Origin of the sequence: Sphaerimonospora cavernae (assembly GCF_042435035.1) — a bacterium.
Classification (GTDB): Bacteria; Actinomycetota; Actinomycetes; order Streptosporangiales; family Streptosporangiaceae; genus Sphaerimonospora; species Sphaerimonospora cavernae.
Genome location: NZ_JBHMQT010000018.1, coordinates 106,258 through 123,016 on the forward strand (window position 1 = coordinate 106,258; position 16,759 = coordinate 123,016).

General features: G+C 70.8%; 14 protein-coding genes and 2 pseudogenes. 8 read left to right on the plus strand and 8 right to left on the minus strand.

Going from position 1 to position 16,759, the window contains the following annotated elements; translation table 11 throughout:
• Positions 1–76: 76 nt before the first annotated feature.
• The 3 genes and pseudogenes from ACFHYQ_RS11025 to ACFHYQ_RS11035 form a co-directional block, all read left to right on the plus strand.
• Positions 77–766 (plus strand): FAD-binding protein, encoded by a 690-nt coding sequence (locus tag ACFHYQ_RS11025; protein ID WP_394301016.1) that lies wholly within the window; start codon positions 77–79, stop codon positions 764–766.
• A gap of 95 nt (positions 767–861) precedes the next feature.
• Positions 862–1,236 carry a D-arabinono-1,4-lactone oxidase gene (locus ACFHYQ_RS11030; protein ID WP_394301017.1) on the plus strand — a complete coding sequence of 125 codons (375 nt, stop codon included), beginning with the start codon at positions 862–864 and terminating at the stop codon, positions 1,234–1,236.
• A gap of 6 nt (positions 1,237–1,242) precedes the next feature.
• A pseudogene (locus tag ACFHYQ_RS11035) lies at positions 1,243–1,740 on the plus strand (SDR family NAD(P)-dependent oxidoreductase); the annotation flags it as partial.
• A gap of 77 nt (positions 1,741–1,817) precedes the next feature.
• On the opposite strand, the gene ACFHYQ_RS11040 reads toward ACFHYQ_RS11035, so the two are convergent.
• The 3 genes and pseudogenes from ACFHYQ_RS11040 to ACFHYQ_RS11050 all read right to left on the minus strand — a co-directional run.
• The gene (locus ACFHYQ_RS11040) at positions 1,818–3,014 is read right to left on the minus strand and encodes a S1 family peptidase (RefSeq protein WP_394301018.1); all 1,197 of its coding nucleotides are present in this window, start codon (positions 3,012–3,014) and stop codon (positions 1,818–1,820) included.
• 443 nt (positions 3,015–3,457) lie between these two features.
• Positions 3,458–4,417 carry a LysR family transcriptional regulator gene (locus ACFHYQ_RS11045; RefSeq protein WP_204012265.1) on the minus strand — a complete coding sequence of 320 codons (960 nt, stop codon included), beginning with the start codon at positions 4,415–4,417 and terminating at the stop codon, positions 3,458–3,460.
• 416 nt (positions 4,418–4,833) lie between these two features.
• Positions 4,834–4,938, minus strand: a pseudogene (locus tag ACFHYQ_RS11050) (crotonase/enoyl-CoA hydratase family protein); the annotation flags it as partial.
• A 212-nt stretch (positions 4,939–5,150) separates the two neighbouring features.
• Between ACFHYQ_RS11050 and ACFHYQ_RS11055 the strand changes: the two are divergent.
• Entirely contained in the window at positions 5,151–6,698 is a 1,548-nt protein-coding gene (locus tag ACFHYQ_RS11055) for an acyl-CoA synthetase (protein ID WP_394301019.1), read from the plus strand.
• 34 nt (positions 6,699–6,732) lie between these two features.
• Here the strand turns inward: ACFHYQ_RS11055 and ACFHYQ_RS11060 are convergent, their stop codons facing one another.
• Complete coding sequence (locus ACFHYQ_RS11060; protein ID WP_394301020.1) at positions 6,733–6,870, minus strand: hypothetical protein; 138 nt, start codon at positions 6,868–6,870, stop codon at positions 6,733–6,735.
• A gap of 159 nt (positions 6,871–7,029) precedes the next feature.
• Here ACFHYQ_RS11060 and ACFHYQ_RS11065 point away from each other — a divergent pair, with 159 nt between their 5' ends.
• The 4 genes from ACFHYQ_RS11065 (at position 7,030) to ACFHYQ_RS11080 (ending at position 11,270) form a co-directional block, all read left to right on the plus strand.
• Positions 7,030–7,575 (plus strand): type 1 glutamine amidotransferase domain-containing protein, encoded by a 546-nt coding sequence (locus ACFHYQ_RS11065; RefSeq protein ID WP_394301021.1) that lies wholly within the window; start codon positions 7,030–7,032, stop codon positions 7,573–7,575.
• A gap of 54 nt (positions 7,576–7,629) precedes the next feature.
• Positions 7,630–8,574 carry a threonine ammonia-lyase gene (locus ACFHYQ_RS11070; RefSeq protein ID WP_394301022.1) on the plus strand — a complete coding sequence of 315 codons (945 nt, stop codon included), beginning with the start codon at positions 7,630–7,632 and terminating at the stop codon, positions 8,572–8,574.
• A 112-nt stretch (positions 8,575–8,686) separates the two neighbouring features.
• Positions 8,687–10,504: a substrate-binding and vWA domain-containing protein gene (locus ACFHYQ_RS11075; RefSeq protein ID WP_394301023.1), complete on the plus strand. Its 1,818-nt coding sequence runs from the start codon at positions 8,687–8,689 to the stop codon at positions 10,502–10,504.
• Between the two features lie 13 nt (positions 10,505–10,517).
• Positions 10,518–11,270: an HlyD family secretion protein gene (locus ACFHYQ_RS11080; protein WP_394301024.1), complete on the plus strand. Its 753-nt coding sequence runs from the start codon at positions 10,518–10,520 to the stop codon at positions 11,268–11,270.
• 19 nt (positions 11,271–11,289) lie between these two features.
• On the opposite strand, the gene hutI is transcribed toward ACFHYQ_RS11080, so the two are convergent.
• The 4 genes from hutI to hutU are packed head-to-tail and all read right to left on the minus strand — an operon-like array spanning position 11,290 to position 16,635.
• Positions 11,290–12,459 carry an imidazolonepropionase gene (gene hutI / locus ACFHYQ_RS11085; protein ID WP_394301025.1) on the minus strand — a complete coding sequence of 390 codons (1,170 nt, stop codon included), beginning with the start codon at positions 12,457–12,459 and terminating at the stop codon, positions 11,290–11,292.
• Positions 12,456–13,778 carry a formimidoylglutamate deiminase gene (locus ACFHYQ_RS11090; protein WP_394301026.1) on the minus strand — a complete coding sequence of 441 codons (1,323 nt, stop codon included), beginning with the start codon at positions 13,776–13,778 and terminating at the stop codon, positions 12,456–12,458. The genes hutI and ACFHYQ_RS11090 overlap by 4 nt, the downstream gene beginning before the upstream one ends.
• Entirely contained in the window at positions 13,775–14,977 is a 1,203-nt protein-coding gene (locus ACFHYQ_RS11095; protein WP_394301027.1) for an allantoate amidohydrolase, read from the minus strand. Before ACFHYQ_RS11095 ends, ACFHYQ_RS11090 begins: the two co-directional genes overlap by 4 nt.
• Positions 14,974–16,635 carry a urocanate hydratase gene (gene hutU / locus ACFHYQ_RS11100; protein WP_394301028.1) on the minus strand — a complete coding sequence of 554 codons (1,662 nt, stop codon included), beginning with the start codon at positions 16,633–16,635 and terminating at the stop codon, positions 14,974–14,976. The genes ACFHYQ_RS11095 and hutU overlap by 4 nt, the downstream gene beginning before the upstream one ends.
• Positions 16,636–16,759: the final 124 nt, after the last annotated feature.

A 16,759-nucleotide genomic window follows, 5' to 3' on the forward strand; every position in this document is an offset into this window, starting at 1 on the left:
CCTATCCTCGGAATCATGGTGGTCGCCGGAATCGTCCCCTTCCTGCGCGGTCCGCAGACCCGTCATCACTGAGCGCGTGGCTGCGCGACGGGCGGTGACAGGACCGTCGTGGCGGCTCGGTCCCACTGGCCTGGTCACCGCCTCGGCCGGGGTCAGCCTGCACGATCTGGTGCCGAAAGGCTGGTTCGTCCCGGTGACGCCGGGCACCCGATATGTCACGGTCGGCGGAGCCGTCGCCGCCGACGTCCACGGCAAGAACCATCACGTGGACTCCTCTTTCGGTGCGCACGTCCGGTCGCTGCGCCTGCTGACCGCCGATGGGATGATCCAGGAGCTCACCCCGGGCGACGAGCTCTTCTGGGCCACAGTGGGCGGTATGGGGCTCACCGGCGTCATCCTCGAGGCGACCTTCCGGTGCGTCCCCGTCGAGACCTCCCGGATGGTGGTGGACGTCGAGCGGACGCGCGATCTCGACCAGACCCTGGAGACGATGGCCGAGACCGATCACCGCTACCGTTACACCGTCGCCTGGATCGACCTGCTGGCCGGGGGCCGTCGGATGGGCAGAGTGTGCCCACCCGCGGTGACCACGCCGCGCCGGCGGACCTGCCCGCTCGGATGCGCCGCGACCGGCTCGCCTTCGGCCCGCGCCCCCGCCTCGCCGCGCCACCGTGGGCGCCCGGCGGGCTGCTCAACCGTGCGACCGTCAGGGCGTTCAACGCCGCCTGGTACGGCAAGGCGGCGCCCGCCTTCGGCAAACGGCTGATCCAGGGCATCGCGCCCTTCTTCCATCCCCTCGACGGGGTCGCCGGATGGAACCGGATGTACGGCTCACGCGGCTTCGTGTAGTACCAGTTCGCCGTGCCGTTCGGGGCCGAGGACACCCTGCGACGGGTGGTGGCGAGGCTGTCGGGCGCGGGGGTGGTGTCGTTCCTGACCGTGCTGAAGCGGTTCGGGCGGGGCACTCCGGCGATGCTGTCGTTCCCCATGCCCGGGTGGACGCTGGCCCTGGACATCCCGGCCGCCCAGTCCGGCCTGGCCGGGATGCTGACCGAGCTGGACGAGTGGGTCGCGGCCGCCGGGGGACGGATCTATCTTGCCAAGGACTCCCGCATGTCCGCCGCGATGATGTCCGCCACCTATCCGCGGCTTGGCGAGTGGCGGGAGATCCGGCGGCGGGCCGACCCCGACGGGCTGTTCGCCTCCGACCTGGCCCGGCGGCTGCGCCTGCTTTGATCGAGGGATGTGGTGATCCCGGCCTTCGGCGTGCTCGGCAGCCAGACGGTCTACGACGAGGACCCGGTGGCGGTCGCGCGCGACATGGCGGTCAACTTCGGCGGCCACGTCTCGGCAGGCCTGGCCGCTGCGCGGTCGCTGCGCGAGCAGGGCCACGGCACGCTCATAGTCCTGTCGTCAGTGGCCGGCGTGCGGGTGCGCAAGGCGAACTTCGTGTACGGCTCGGCCAAGGCGGGCCTGGACGGCTTCGCGCAGGGGCTGGCCGACTCCCTCCACGGGTCGGGTGCCCGGGTCGTGGTCGTCCGCCCGTGATTCGTGATCGGCAGGATGACCTGGGGGATGACTCCCGCTCCGATGTCGGTGACCGTGGACGCCGTCGCCGACGCCGTGATCGACGCGCTCAGGTCGAGGCGGCGTACGGTGTGGGTGCCGGCCCGGCTCGGGCCGGTCTTCGCCCTGATGCGGATCCTGCCCAGGGCCATCTGGCGCCGTCTGCCCCGCTGAGAGGGGCGCCGCCGCGCCCATTGGGGGGTGATGGGAGCGGCGGCGCCGGAGATTCCGCTGTCGCGAGGATTACCTCATCAGCCGGTGACGAGGGTGAGTCCGAAGGCGGACAGCGCCGGCCTGACCGGCTGGAAGTAGGTCGTGCCGCCGGTCCTGCAGTTGCCGCTGCCGCCGGAGGTCATGCCCTGCGCCTGGCTGCCTGAGATGAACGAGCCGCCGGAGTCACCGGGCTCGGCGCACACGTTGGTACGCGTCACCCCTCTGACGGTGCCCTGGGAGTAGGAGACGCTCGTGTTGAGTTGCTGGACGGAGCCGCAGTGCCAGCCGGTCGTCGAGCCCGACCGGCAGACCGAGGAGCCCACGGGGGCCACGTTCGAGCCCTTGACGGTGACGTTGGCGCCGCCGCTGCCCTTGACGTACGGCCTGGGCGTCCAGTTGCTGTTCACCGCGACCCACGCGTAGTCGCTGCCGGGGAAGGCCGAGCCCTGGAAAGTGCCCTGGGAGACCTGGTTGTAGCCGGTTGTGGTGTTGCCGGCGCGGCCGCAGTGGCCGGCGGTGACGAATCCGTTGGTGCTGCCGCGCCGTACCGAGAAGCCGATGGAGCAGCGAGACGAGTTGTTGATGTAGTAGGCATCGCCGCCGCGCAGATCGTAGAAGGTCTGCGGCTGCTCGGCGGACTGCTCCACCCGCACCAGCGACGTGTCGGCCCCGCTGGCGGCGATGAACGCCTCGGCTTCGGCCTGGTTGGAGGAGAGCACGACGACGCTGTTGCTCTTGACGTCGACATACCAGACGGGGGTCGAAGCAGGCACGTCGCCGACCCTGTCGAGCGCTTCCTTGGCGGTGGTGAGCGTGCCCAGCGACCGGCCGACGATCTGGGGCTGCGCGCCTGCGGCGAGGATCGCGCCGGCCTTGGAGGCGTCGTTGGTCGCGACGATCAGGACGTCGGATGTCGGCCCGGTGACCCACGACCCGGCGAAGGCGTCGCCGAGGTTGGTACGGACCTTCTCGTCGGTGGCCATCGCGCGGGCTTCGTTGGCCAGACGGGCCTGGGCCTGGCTCTCGCTGAGTCCGAGGTCGCGCTGCATCGCCTCGAGCATCGCGGGCGGGGGCTTGGTCACGGAGACGGCGGACTGGGCTGCGTGCTGGTCGGAGGCAACGGCACCCGGGTTGGGGGCCGCGGACGCGGGACCGGCCATCAGAGTGATCGCACTGACGGCCACGGCACAGCCGGCGGTAACCGCGTGCCGAGGGAACCTGCGCCTGTCGGGCATGTTGTTCTCCTTGTTGACAGGGGGGCTTGACCGACAAGCTAGCGGAGGGTCAAATTTCGGGGACCTACCATTTCATCAATAGCCCTGTGCTATGGAATCGCTCTGAACTATGGAACCCACGACCCCCCACCTTGATCCCCCCACCTTGATTCTCCGCCGCAACCCCCCCACCCTCTCCGTGATCTTGCAAATGCTCGCACGGTAGCCTCCTGACCTGCTCATATCCCTTTCGTGATCTTGCAGTTTCTCGCAGGCAAGTCGCCTGACCTGCGCTTATTCGCTTGGTGGTCTTGCACTTGAAAGTGCAAGATCACCAACGTCGTTTACGCTGTTCAGTGGGTAGGTCTGCGAGAAACTGCAAGATCATGAAACAGGGATTGCCTGCTCACGGTGTATTCGTGCGAGTGTTCGCAAGATCACGGCAGGGGGGTGGGGTGCGGTTGTCAGGGGACCGTGCCGAAGTGGGGATTGTTGATCAACCAGTCGGCGTAGCGGCGGCTGCGGGACACCGCGTTCGCGTGCGCGGCCCTGGCATGGGCGGCGACCGAAGGCGCCACCCGCGCGGCGATCGAGTCGTAGTGCCAGCCGAGCAGGTGCCGCCAGCGCAGCGGAGCCCCGGCCAGCGGCATCATCACCAGCCCGGCCGTGAGCTGGAACGTCGCCTGGCAGAGCAGCACGGAATTGCCGACTCCGACCAGGTGCAGGCAGGTCGCGACGTCGCTCTCGTAGATCGACTTCGGTACGAATCCCGCACGGGCGCAGGCGACGACGAAGCAGTCGGAGAAGCAGCCCTCCCCGGGTACGGCGGCCCATTGCTCGTCCGCGAGCTGCGACAACTCCAGCTCGTTCTCGCCGGCGAGCGGGTGATTCTCGGCGAGCAGGACGAAGACCGGGTCGGTGGCGACGACGCTCCAGCTCATCGTGTCCGATGGCGGCGGTGGGCTGTCGCCGCACGTTCCGACCAGTGCGAAGTCGAGTAGACCCGCTGTCACCATCGTCGTCAGCTCGCGCGCCGACCATGAGGTGCGGGTCGTCACCGGCGACCCCGGATTGTCGGCGGTGAGGCGCTCGACCAGCCCGCCGAGGATTGACCCGTTGGTGGCGCCGAGGCGGTAGCCGGGGATCTGCTCGGAGGTGTTGGCGAACCGTACCGCGTCTTCTTGAAGTTCGCGTACGGCGGGGAGCAGGACGCGGGCCCGGGCCAGGACCATTTCCCCGAGTGGTGTGGGACGGGCGCCGTTACGGTCGCGTTCGAAAAGGGGACCCCCGAGAGAGCGCTCGATGCGCTTGAGCTGTGCGGTGAGCGAAGGCTGAGCCAGACCGAGACGGGTGGCCGCCTTGGTGACGCTGCCGGCGTCGGCGACCTCGCGCACGATTCTGAGATGGCGGAGCTCCAGATCCATACCGGGAAGGTACGACTCCTGTGGTATGCCCGCAATACCCGACTTGTCATTAACACTGACTTAAGGTAGTGAGGGCAGACGACACCATTATCGCACCATCCGCTCAATCCTATACGATCTTGTGATCAATTTGGCGGGAATCGCGAAAACCCGGTGACCCGGCGGGCCGCTCCTCGCTGGAACGTGTTTCCGGATCGACCTCTCTCCACGCCTTCCGCGATGGAAATGGAACGCGTTGCAGCATGACGGGGGCGGACCTGCGTTCGGGACATGCGGACACGTGTCACCGACATGTTCGGTATCGAGTTTCCGATCGTCGCGTTCAGCCCCTGCCGGAATGTCGTCGCCGCGGTCAGCCGCGCCGGCGACATGGGGTGCTCGGCGCACTCGACTTCACCCTGAAGAGCTCGAGACGGCGTCGAGAGCGCGTTGCGGGCTTCGGGCCGGTCCATCGTGACGATCACAAGGTGGTCGTCGCGCTCGATCCGGCAGTGCGGGGTGCTGATCGGCAGGAGCTCCACTGGCTTCCCTCCACGCGTGGACCGGTTCTTGTTACGTGCTGTTTCCCGGGTTAGTCTGCCCGCAAGAACTAGAACCGATTCTCGTCCGTGTCGCTTCGCATTGCCAGAACCTGTCGGCGTCTCGCCCGTGTTCCACTCGCGTGCTTCACGGGCTGAACCGGCTCGTTCCGGCACCGGGCGGCCCGGGCGGGACCGCACCAAGGGAGCTGCGGATGGGCTCACTCGGTTTCTGGAGGTTGGCGCAGGCCGATCCGGACTGGATCGCCGCGGTCGACCCCGATGGCACGGGATACCCCGCCGGCGAGCTGCTCGCCCGGGCGAACCGGCTGGTGCGCGGGCTGCGCGGGCTGGGACTCCGGCCCGGCGACGGCATCTGCGGGCTGACGCCGAACGGCGTGGACGGTCTCACCCTCTATCTGGCCGCTCTGCAGGCGGGGTGGTATTACACACCGATCAACTGGCACCTCACCGGACCCGAGATCGGCTACATCCTCGCCGACAGCGAGGCGAAGGCGTTCTTCCCGCACGAGCGGTACGCCGAGGCGGGGATGGTCGGGGCCACGGCGGCGGGCGTCGCCGACCGCTGCTACGCCTTCGGTGAAGTGGTGGGGGCCCGGCCGGTGACCGACCTGGTCGACGGCATGCCGGACACGCTCCCGGAGGAGCGTACGGCCGGGGCGACCATGCACTACACCTCCGGCACGACCGGCCGCCCGAAGGGGGTACGGCGCCCGCTCAACGGACTCGATCCCGACGACTCGGCCGAGCTGATGACCTTCCTGCTCGGTTTCTTCGGGATCACCACCGGGCGGCCGAACGTCCACCTGGTCACCTCGCCGAGCTACCACACCGCCGTCACCCAGTTCGGCGGTACGGCACTGCACATGGGCCACACACTCGTCTACATGGACCAGTGGGACCCCGAGGAGACCCTGCGCCTGTGCGAGCGCCACCGGGTGACCAACTCCCACCTGGTGCCCACGCACTTCAAGCGGCTGCTGGCGCTGCCGGAGGAGATCCGGCGGGGCTACGACCTGTCCTCGCTGCGGTGGGTGATCCACGCCGCCGCGCCCTGCCCGGTGCCGGTCAAGCGGCAGATGCTGGACTGGTGGGGCGACGTGATCTACGAGTACTACGCGGCCACCGAGGGTGGCGGCACGATCGCGACCCCCGAGGACTGGAAGAAACATCCCGGTACGGTGGGCAAGGCCTGGCCGATCGCCGAGCTCCGCATCGTCGACGACGACCTCAAGGAGGTGCCGGTCGGCACCCCCGGCACGATCTACATGAAGATGGCCGGCGCCGGCTTCGAGTACAAGGGCGACCCCGCCAAGACCGCGGCGAACCGATTGGAAGGGTTCTTCACGGTCGGCGACATCGGCTATCTCGACGAGGACGACTTCCTGTTCCTCTGCGACCGCAAGGCCGACGTGATTATCTCTGGTGGGGCCAACATCTATCCCGCCGAGATCGAAAAGGAGCTGCTGGTCCACCCCAAGGTCGCCGACGTGGCCGTCTTCGGGATCCCGGACGAGGAGTGGGGCGAGCAGATCAAGGCCGTCGTCGAGCCTGCCGACGGTCTGTCACCCGGTCCCGACCTCACCAGGGAGTTGCTCGACTCGCTGGCGGGCAGGCTGTCCCGGATGAAGTGGCCGAAGTCGATCGACTTCATCGCGGAGATGCCCCGCGAGCCCAACGGCAAGCTGCTCAAACGCAAGCTCCGCGACCCCTACTGGGAGGGCCATGACCGCACCATCTGACGGGTTACGCGCCGCCGCCACGTGAGGGCTGGGATCAGAGCCGCTTGGAGCCCTCGCTCGCGAAGGCGGCCACGGCGCCGAGGCCGAGATAGACCACGCCGCTGCCGACGTCGAGCCGCCGCCGGGCTCGGGCGGAGGAGCGCAGCCGTCCGGCCAGGGCGGTGACGGCCACGGTGTGCTCCATGTGGGCGGCCCGGCTTGCCGTCAGTGCGGCAGCACGCGGAGCGAGAGGCCGGTCGTGTCAGACCGTAAGGCGACTTGATACGCACGCATAGATCAGCCCCTGCCGGGAAATCGGCCTGCGGATGACGAACATGGCGAAGGGGGAGAAATGCTCCAGGGAAAGACAGTCGCGTTCCTGATCGCGCCGGAGGGCGCCGAGCAGGTAGAGCTCACCGAGCCGTGGAAGGCCGTCCAGCAGGCCGGAGGCACGCCACGCCTGATCTCGACCAAGGCGGGGGAGATCCAGGCGTTCCATCACCTGGACAAGGGCGACACGTTCCCGGTGGACGGCACCGTCGACCAGGTGTCCGTCGACGACTTCGACGGCCTGGTGCTGCCCGGCGGAGTCGCCAACCCTGACCGCCTGCGCACGCAGGAGGCGGCCGTGCGGTTCGCCAAGGGCTTCTTCGACGCGGGCAAGCCGGTCGCGGTCATCTGCCACGGGCCGTGGACTCTTATCGAGGCCGATGTCGTCCGCGGCCGCCGGATGACCTCATGGCCGAGCGTGGCCACCGACCTGCGCAACGCCGGCGCCGACTGGGTGGACGAAGAGGTCGTGGTCTGTACCGGTGGCCCGAACACGCTGGTCAGCAGCCGCAAGCCGGACGACCTCAAGGCCTTCTGCCAGGCCGCGGTCGACGCCCTAGGCTCCTGAGTCAGGCCGACGGCGGTTGGACTTATAACAGGCGGCTCCGTCAGGCTGGGCGGCATGACCGATCTCCGTGACGTGCTGGAGGCCCGGCGGATCGTCGCCGCGCACCTCCCGGAAACCCCGATGTGGTCCTATCCCGTGCTCGACGCCGCCGTCGGAGCCGAGGTGTTCGTCAAGCACGAGAACGTGCAGCCCACCGGGGCGTTCAAGGTGCGCGGCGGGATCAACCTGCTGGCGCGGATGGCGGACCGCTCCCGCGGCGTCCTGACGTACTCGACCGGCAATCACGCCCAGTCGATCGCGTACGCCGCCCGGCTGTACGGCGTGGCGTGCTCGATCGTGATGCCGGAGAACCCGAACCCGGCCAAGGTCGCCGCCGTCGAGGCGCTCGGCGCCACCGTGGAGATCGCCGGACCGACCATGGTCGAGGCCGCCGAGCACGCCCGTGCCCTGGCGGGCCGTACCGGGACGAGGTTGATCAGTCCCGCCGACGAGCCCGACATCATCGCCGGGGTGGGCACGCTGTACTTCGAGGTCCTCACCGCGCGGCCCGACCTCGACGCGGTCTTCGTGCCGGTCGGCAGCGGAACCGGCGCGGCGGCGGCTTGCCTCGTCGCGGGGGCGCTCGCGCCGAAATGCCAGGTGATCGGAGTCCAGTCCGCCCAGGCCCCGGCCGCCCACGACTCGTGGCGTCTGGGTGAGCTGGTCAGCCGGCCCATGAAAACGGTCGTGGACGGCCTCGCCACCGGGTCCGCCTTCGCCACGCCCCAGGCCGTGATGCGGGACGGCCTGGCCGACTTCATGCTGGTCTCAGACGACGAGATCGTACAAGCCCAGCGGATGCTGCTCACCGAGGCGCACACCCTTGCCGAGGGCGCGGGTGCGGCCGCCCTGGCGGCGCTGCTGGCCCGCCGAGAGCGCTTCGCCGGACGTAGAGTCGCCGTCATCTGTACCGGAGCCAACGCCGGCCCCGCCGAACTCGCCCGCCTCCTCACCGCTTGACCCGCTGAAGCGTATGGCCCTGGTTAGCCATCTGTGACGATCGGCAACTAACGTGGGTCGCCGTTCGTCGGGATAAGTGCTGACACTTCCCCGGGTTGGCCATGGAGGACGGATGTACCCCCCACAACAGCAGAGGCGCCGCCGCAGCCTCGCCCCGTTCATCGTCGCGGTCATCATCGCGGGCGCGCTCATCGTGGGGCTGAAGATGTTCTTCGGTGGGGGCGGCGCGGGCGGTGACGGCGATGACAAGGCCGCCAAGAGCCGTGCCTGCGGCGACGGTGGCGTGACGCTGACCATCGCGGCGTCCAGCGAGAAGGCAGAGCTCCTCGGCAAGATGGCCAAGGGATACAGCGGGCGGAAGGTGGACGGGCACTGCGTCGACGTGGTCGTCAACTCCAAGGCGTCCGGCGAGGCGATGCAGTCCCTGGCCCGCGGCTGGGACAAGCGGGTGGACGGGCCGAAACCCGACGTGTGGACGCCCGCCAGCGCTGGCTGGATCACCCTGCTCCAACGGCGGGTCGAGGGCGACGACCGGGCCGGCCTCGTCTCCTCCGAGAACCCGACGATCGCCAAGTCACCGCTGGTGATCGCGATGCCGGAGCCGATGGCCAAGGCGCTCGGCTGGCCGGCCAAGAAGATCGGCTGGTCGGACGTGCTGGAGCTCGCCAACGATCCGAAGGGGTGGGCGAAGTACGACCACCCCGAGTGGGGAGCGTTCCGTCTTGGCAAGACCAATCCGAACTTCTCCACCTCCGGCCTCAACGCGACCGTCGGCGCCTATTTCGCCGCCACCGGCCTGTCGGGAGACCTTTCGGACAAGGACGTGACGGCAGCGCGTACGCGTGACTTCGTGAAGGGCGTCGAGCGGTCGATCGTCCACTACGGCGACACCACGCTGACGTTCCTGTCGAACCTGCAGAACGCCGACGACTCCGGCGCCGCGATGTCGTACGTCTCGGCGGTGGCCGTCGAGGAGAAGTCGGTATGGGACTACAACCAGGGCAACCCCACGGGCGACCCGGCGACCCTCGGCAAGCGCGCCAAGCCGAAGGTCCCGCTCGTGGCCATCTATCCGAAGGAGGGCACGCTCTTCTCGGATCATCCGTACGCCGTGCTGTCCTGGGCGGACGCCGACAAGAAGGCGGTAGCGGCCGATTTCCTGAAATATCTGCAGTCGTCGGACCAGCAGGACAAGTTCGCGGAGTACGCCTTCCGTCCCTTCGACGGAAAGCCGGGCAAGCTGATCACCAAGGCCAACGGTCTCGACCCCAAGGAACCCGCGACGACGCTCAGCGTGCCCGCGCCGGGCGTGCTGGACCGGGTGCTGAAGAGCTGGGCCGAGCTGCGCAAGCCCGCCAACGTGCTGATGGTCCTCGACGTCTCGGGCTCGATGGGCGCTGAGGTGCCAGGCACCGGCAAGACCAAGCTCGACCTGGCCAAGCAGGCGGCCGTCAACGCGCTGCCGCAGTTCGGCCCCAACGACAGCGTCGGACTGTGGATGTTCTCCCTCAATCAGGACGGCAACAAGGACTACCGCGAACTGGTGCCGATGGGACGGGGAAACCAGAGCCGGCTGAAGAGCCGGATCAACGGCCTCATCCCGAACGGCGGCACCGGCCTGTACGACACGGCGCTCGCGTCCTATCAGCACGTGCTCAAGCGGCAGAGCGGCGACGCCATCAACGCGGTGGTCCTGCTCACCGACGGCAGGAACGAGGACAACTACTCGATCTCGCTGGACGATCTGCTCGCCGAGCTGCACAAGGAGGCCGGACGGGACACGGTCCGGCTGTTCACCATCGCGTACGGCGCCGACGCCGACCTGGGGGTGCTCCGGAAGATCTCGCAGACCACGGACGCGGCGGCCTACGATTCACGCAAGCCGGGAAGCATCGATCAGGTGTTCACCGCAGTGATCTCCAACTTCTGAGCCGGAGCCCAACTTGTCCCGCTTCAGTGAGGAACTCCGCGACCCCTGGGCGCTACTCTTGGGCGCCACCGCGGGAGGCGCGGCCTGGGCCGTGAACGTGCACCCGGTCGGCGCGGCCTTCGTCGGCGTCGCCGTCTGGCTCGTCAAGGCGTTCGCCTCCGCGTGGCAGTCGGCCGGAGGCGAGAGCCGTACGGAGGAACGGGAGGAGTTGCCGGTCGCCAGAGGCAGCGCGGAGGAGGGGTGGCTGCGGCGGGCCGAGCGGGCGACCGGGACCTTCGCCGACCTGACCGCCTCGATGCGCGGGCAGATCCTGCTCGACCGGATCGCCGCGATGCGGCCCCAGGTGGACGACACGGTGGCGACGCTGCGCCGGCTGGCCGGTCAGGCGACGGTCACCGGCTCGGCGCTCGCCCGCTTCGATCCGCGGTTCCTTCACCAGGAGCGCGAACGGCTCACGCGCGCCCGGCGGTCGGCCCGCGCGGAGGTCGCCGGTGAGCTCGACCGGTCGATCGCGTCGCTGGCGGCCCAGCAGGAGGTGTACGACCGGGTGTCGGGCACACGGCAGCGGCTGCTGGCCCGGCTCGAGTCCGGCGCGATCAGCCTGGAGGGCCTGGTCGCCCGGGCGGTAGAGCTCTCCACGATGGCCGCCACCTCGTTGGAGGCGGACGGCGGCATGAAGGCGCTCGAGGACCTCACCTCAGAACTGGAGCTCACCCGGCAGAGCCTGCGCGAGGTCGAGGAGGCCACCCGAGACGATCTCGGCTGAAGCCGCGTTCTCTCCCCGGTCAATCGGGCGGGTCGGCATCGAGTGCCCGGGCGATGGGGACGCCGGGCCGGTACGGAATGTGCAGGTAGGTCGGCGCCTGCAGGACCGTGAGGTCGGCCCGGTGGCCGGGTGCGATGACCCCGATGTCGTCCCGGCGCAGCGCCCTGGCGCCGCCCGCCGTGGCCGCCCACAGCGCCTCCGCCGGGGTCATCCGCATCTCCCGTACGGCGAGGGCCACGACCAGCGGCATCGACGAGCTGTAGCAGGAACCGGGATTGCAGTCGGTGGCGAGCGCGACCGTCACGCCCGCGTCGATCAGCCGCCGGGCATCGGGATAGGGCGACCGGGTGGAGAACTCGACCCCGGGCAGCAGGGTCGCGACCGTGTCGCCGTCGGCGAGGGCGGCCACATCGGCGTCGGTCAGATGGGTGCAGTGGTCGACGCTCGCGGCGCCGAGTTCGACGGCGAGCCGCACGCCCGGCCCGGCGGACAGCTGGTTGCCGTGCACCCGCGGGCCGAGCCCGGCGTCCCGCCCGGCCGTGAGGATCTCGCGTGCCTCGTCCCCGTCGAACGCGTGCGGGCTCGCGGGTTCGCAGAAGACGTCGATCCAGCGGGCGTGCGGCGCACAGGCCCTGAGCATCTCCCCGGTCACCAGCCGCACGTAGTCGTCCCGGTCCACCCCGGCCGGCACGACGTGCGCCCCGAGATAGGTCGTCTCCGGCGTGACCTCCGCGGCCAGGCGCAGCGCCCGCACCTCGTCGGCGACGGTGAGTCCGTACCCGCTCTTGACCTCGACGGTGGTGGTGCCCTGGACGCGCATCTCCGAGATCCGGTCGCTGAGCAGTTCTCGCAGCTCGGCGTCGTCTGCCGCCCGGGTGGCGGCGACCGTGGTGGCGATGCCGCCGCCGTCATACCGGGTGCCCGCCATGCGGGCGGCGAACTCGGCGGCCCGGTCCCCGGCGAAGACCAGGTGGGCGTGGGAGTCGACGAAGCCGGGGATGACCGCCTGTCCGCCCAGGTCGCGCCGCCGGTCGGCGTCGGGGGCGCGGCCGGCGGGCCCGACCCACACGACGCGCCCGCCTTCGACGACCAGCGCGGCGTCCCGGAACAGGCCGAGGGGCGAGCCGTCGCCGACGGACGGGTCGTTGGTGACGAGCTCGGCGATCCCGGTGAGCAGGGTGGACGTCATGCGGTCTCCCACAGCGGTTCGATGGCCGCCGTCAGCAGCGCCGCGACGTCACCCAGGACATGGCGGCCCTCGGAGACGACGACCCGCCCGTCGACGACCACGGTGTCGACGTCCGCGGCGGTCGCGGCGAACATGATCTGATCCGGCGCGGCCCCGGCGGTACGCGGGGTGTCCAGCCGCACGGCGACGAGGTCGGCCCGCGCGCCCGGCTCCAGACGGCCCGCGTCCGGCCAGCCGAGGCCGTCGTGGGCGGTCGCCGCGCCGAGCAGCTCTTCAGGAGTGAAGCGGCCGCGCCGCAGCGTGCGCAGCCGCTCGTGCGTCTCCAGCGCGCGAGCCTCCTCCAGCAGGTCGATGACCGCGTGCTGGTCGGAGCCGAGCGACAGCGGAGCCCCGGCGTCCCGCAGCGCGCGGGCGGGGCCGAGGCCGTCGGCGAGGTCGCGTTCGGTCGTCGGGCACAGGCAGGCCGTCGTCCGGGTGCGGCCGAGGGTGGCGATGTCCGCCTCCGTCAGGTGGGTGGCGTGCACGGCGGTCGTCGACGGGCCGAGCAGGCCCTCGGCTTCGAGCAGCCGGGTGGGGCTGAGGCCGTAGAAGACCTCGCACGCGGCGTTCTCCGCAGGCTGCTCCGACAGGTGGATGTGCAGTGGCCGTCCCGCCGCGGTCTCGACCACCCCCGCCAGGGCCTCGCGGGGGACCGCGCGCACCGAGTGCGCGGCGACGCCGACGCGCATGCCCGCCGACGGCTTCAGCCCGGCCACACGGTCGGCCCAGCCCGCGACGTCGCCGTCGCCGTACCGCCGCTGCGGCCCGTCCAGCGGCGCGTGCCCCTCGGCCGTCAGGCCGCCGGCGAGATAGATCGTGTCGAGCAGCGTCAGCCGGATCCCCGCCTCGGCCGCCGCCTGCCGCAGCGCCTCGCCCATCGCGTTCGGGTCGTCGTACGGCGTGCCGTCGGGGCCGTGATGCAGGTAGTGGAACTCCCCGACGCAGGTGATCCCCGCGAGCGCCATCTCCGCGTACGCCGCCCGGGCCAGGGCGAGACAGCTGTCCGGGTCGAGCCGCCGCGCCACGCCGTACATGCGCTCGCGCCAACTCCAGAAGTCGCCGCCGCGGTCGTGGGTGCGGCCGCGCAGCGCCCGGTGGAAGGCATGGCTGTGGGCGTTGGCGAGTCCCGGCAGCACGACGCCCGGCAGGCGCCGCGCCGCGCCCGCCTCGCTGCCGGGGCTGACGGCCGTGAACCGACCGTCCTCGATCTCGAAGGCGACGTCCCGGGCCAGTCCGCCGGGCAGCCACGCGTACGGCGCGTGCCAGCGTGTCGCGCTCATCCGGCTCCTCCAGCCAGGTCCTCGATGACCCGGGCGAGTGCGGCCACCCCCGCCAGGCAGTCCTCGCGTGAGGCGTGCTCGGCCGGCGAGTGCGAGACACCGGTCGGGTTGCGTACGAACAGCATCGCCGTGGGGACGCCGGCCGCGGCGAGGATGCCCGCGTCGTGGCCGGCACCGGTGCCGAGCGCCGGCGCGTCTCCGAGGAGGGCGGCGAGCCGGTCGCGCAACTCCACCGAGAAGATCGTCTCGGCGGTGAACGACTCCTCTGCCGCTCCCGCGGCAGCGGCCCGCGCGACCTCCTCGACCACCGCACGGACGTCGGGCTCGTCCGGGCCCCGGGCGTCCAGCCAGGCCCGTACGGCCGAGGGGATGGCGTTGACGCCGTTCGGCTCGACCCGCACCTTGCCGATCGTGGCCACGCAGCCGCGCGCGGCGGCGGCCTCCCGCGCCGCGGTGATGGCGGACGCCAGCGCGAGCATCGGGTCCCGGCGGTCCGCCAGCCGGGTGGTCCCCGCGTGGTTGGCCTCGCCGGCCAGATCGAGTCGCCAGCGGCCGTGCGGCCAGATGGACGACGCGACCGCGACCGGGCGGCCGAGGTCGACCAGCCCCCGGCCCTGCTCCACGTGCAGTTCCACGAAGACGCCGATCCGGCGCAGCGTCTCCGGATCCGGGCCGACCCCGGCCGGGTCGTGCCCCGCCCGCGCCATCGCCTCCGCCATCGCGATCCCGTCTCCGTCGCGCAGCCCGCGCGCCCGGTCGGCGTCCAGGGCGCCGGTGATGATCCGGGAACCGGCGCAGGCCACCCCGAAACGGGCGCCCTCCTCGTCGACGAAGTTCACCACGCCGATCGGCCTGCCCGGCTCGAACCCTCCGGCGCGCAGCGCGTCCAGCGCGGCGAACGCCGACACCACGCCCAGCGGGCCGTCGTAGGCGCCGCCATCGGGCACCGAGTCGAGGTGCGACCCGACCACGACGCCCCCGGCCGGCCCGGCGGAGTCGGGGTCGCCCCACCACGCCCACTGGTTGCCGGCCCGGTCGACGACGAGGTCGAGACCCCGCGCGGCGGCCTCACCGGCGAACCACTCGCGCAGCGTCGCGTCCTCACCGGTCCAGGCGAAACGGCGGTAGCCGCCGGTGCGGCCGTCCCGGCCCACCGGCTCGATCGCCGTCCACAGGCCGTCGAAGCTCTCCACGGTCACGCGTCGGTCTCCCGCATCGGGACGCGTACCCCGCGCTCGGCCGCGACCTGGTCGGCTAGGTCGTAGCGCGCGTCGACGTGCCGGATGACGCCCATGCCCGGGTCGTTGGTCAGCACCCGCTCGATCTTCTGCCTGGCCAGGTCGGTGCCGTCGGCCACGGTGACCTGCCCGGCGTGGATCGAACGCCCGATGCCGACGCCGCCGCCGTGATGGATCGACACCCAGGTCGCGCCGGACGCGGTGTTGACCATGGCGTTGAGCAGCGGCCAGTCCGCGATCGCGTCCGACCCGTCGGCCATCGCCTCGGTCTCCCGGTACGGCGAGGCGACGCTGCCGCAGTCCAGGTGGTCGCGTCCGATGACGACGGGGGCCGACAGCTCGCCGGAGGCGACCATGTCGTTGAATCGGACGCCCGCCCGGTCGCGTTCGCCGTACCCCAGCCAGCAGATGCGGGCGGGCAGCCCCTGGAAGGCGACGCGCTCGCCGGCGGCGTCGATCCACCGGTGGAGGTGGTCGTCGTCCGGGAAGAGCTCCTTGACCGCCTTGTCCGTGGCGTGGATGTCCCGGGGATCGCCCGACAGGGCGGCCCACCGGAACGGGCCCTTGCCCTCGCAGAAGAGCGGCCGGATGTAGGCGGGGACGAAACCGGGGAAGGCGAAGGCGCGGGCGAAACCGCCGAGTCGGGCCTCGTCGCGGATGGAGTTGCCGTAGTCGAAGACCTCGGCGCCCGCGTCCAGGAAACCGACCATCGCCTCGACGTGCCTGGCCATCGACGCCCGCGCCCGCTCGGTGAACTCCTCCGGCTTGCTCGCCGCGTAGTCGTGCCAGTCCGCGACGTCGACGCCCTCCGGGAGATAGGACAGCGGGTCGTGGGCGCTCGTCTGGTCGGTGACGATGTCGACCTCGACGCCGCGCGCGAGCAGATCGGGCAGCACGGTCGCGCAGTTGCCGACGAGGCCGACGGACAGGGCGTGCCGCTCCCGCCTGGCGGCCAGGCAACGCTCGATCGCGGTGTCGAGCGAGTCGGCGACCTCGTCGAGGTAACGGTGCTCGACCCGGCGGCGCAGCCGGTCGGCGTCGACGTCGATGACGAGGCAGACGCCGTCGTTCAGGGTCACCGCCAGCGGCTGGGCGCCGCCCATGCCGCCGCAGCCGCCGGTGACGGTCAGCGTCCCGGCCAGGGTGCCGCCGAAGCGCTTGGCCGCGACCGCGGCGAACGTCTCGTAGGTGCCCTGCAGGATGCCCTGGGTGCCGATGTAGATCCAGGAACCTGCGGTCATCTGGCCGTACATCGTGAGGCCGAGCTTCTCCAGACGGCGGAACTCCGGCCAGTTCGCCCAGTCGCCGACGAGGTTGGAGTTGGCGATGAGGACCCGGGGGGCCCACTCGTGGGTGCGCAGCACCCCGACCGGCTTGCCGGACTGTACGAGCATGGTCTCGTCGTCCCTGAGCGTGGTCAGTGTGCGGACCATCGCGTCGTAGGCCGACCAGTCGCGGGCCGCGCGGCCGGTGCCGCCGTAGACCACGAGGTCGTCCGGCCGTTCGGCCACCTCCGGGTCGAGGTTGTTCATCAGCATCCGCAGCGGGGCCTCGGTCTGCCAGCCGCGAGCGGTGAGCGTGGTGCCCCGGGGGGCACGCACGGGACGGGCACCTTCCATCACGCTGTTCCTTTCTGGTTTACCGGAGTGGGTCTCACTCCGGGACGCCGGGAAAAGCCTCTGCCGGGCCCGGCCCGCCGATCAGGTCATGATCAGATCCGGGCCGTCGCCGGGAGCAGTTGGC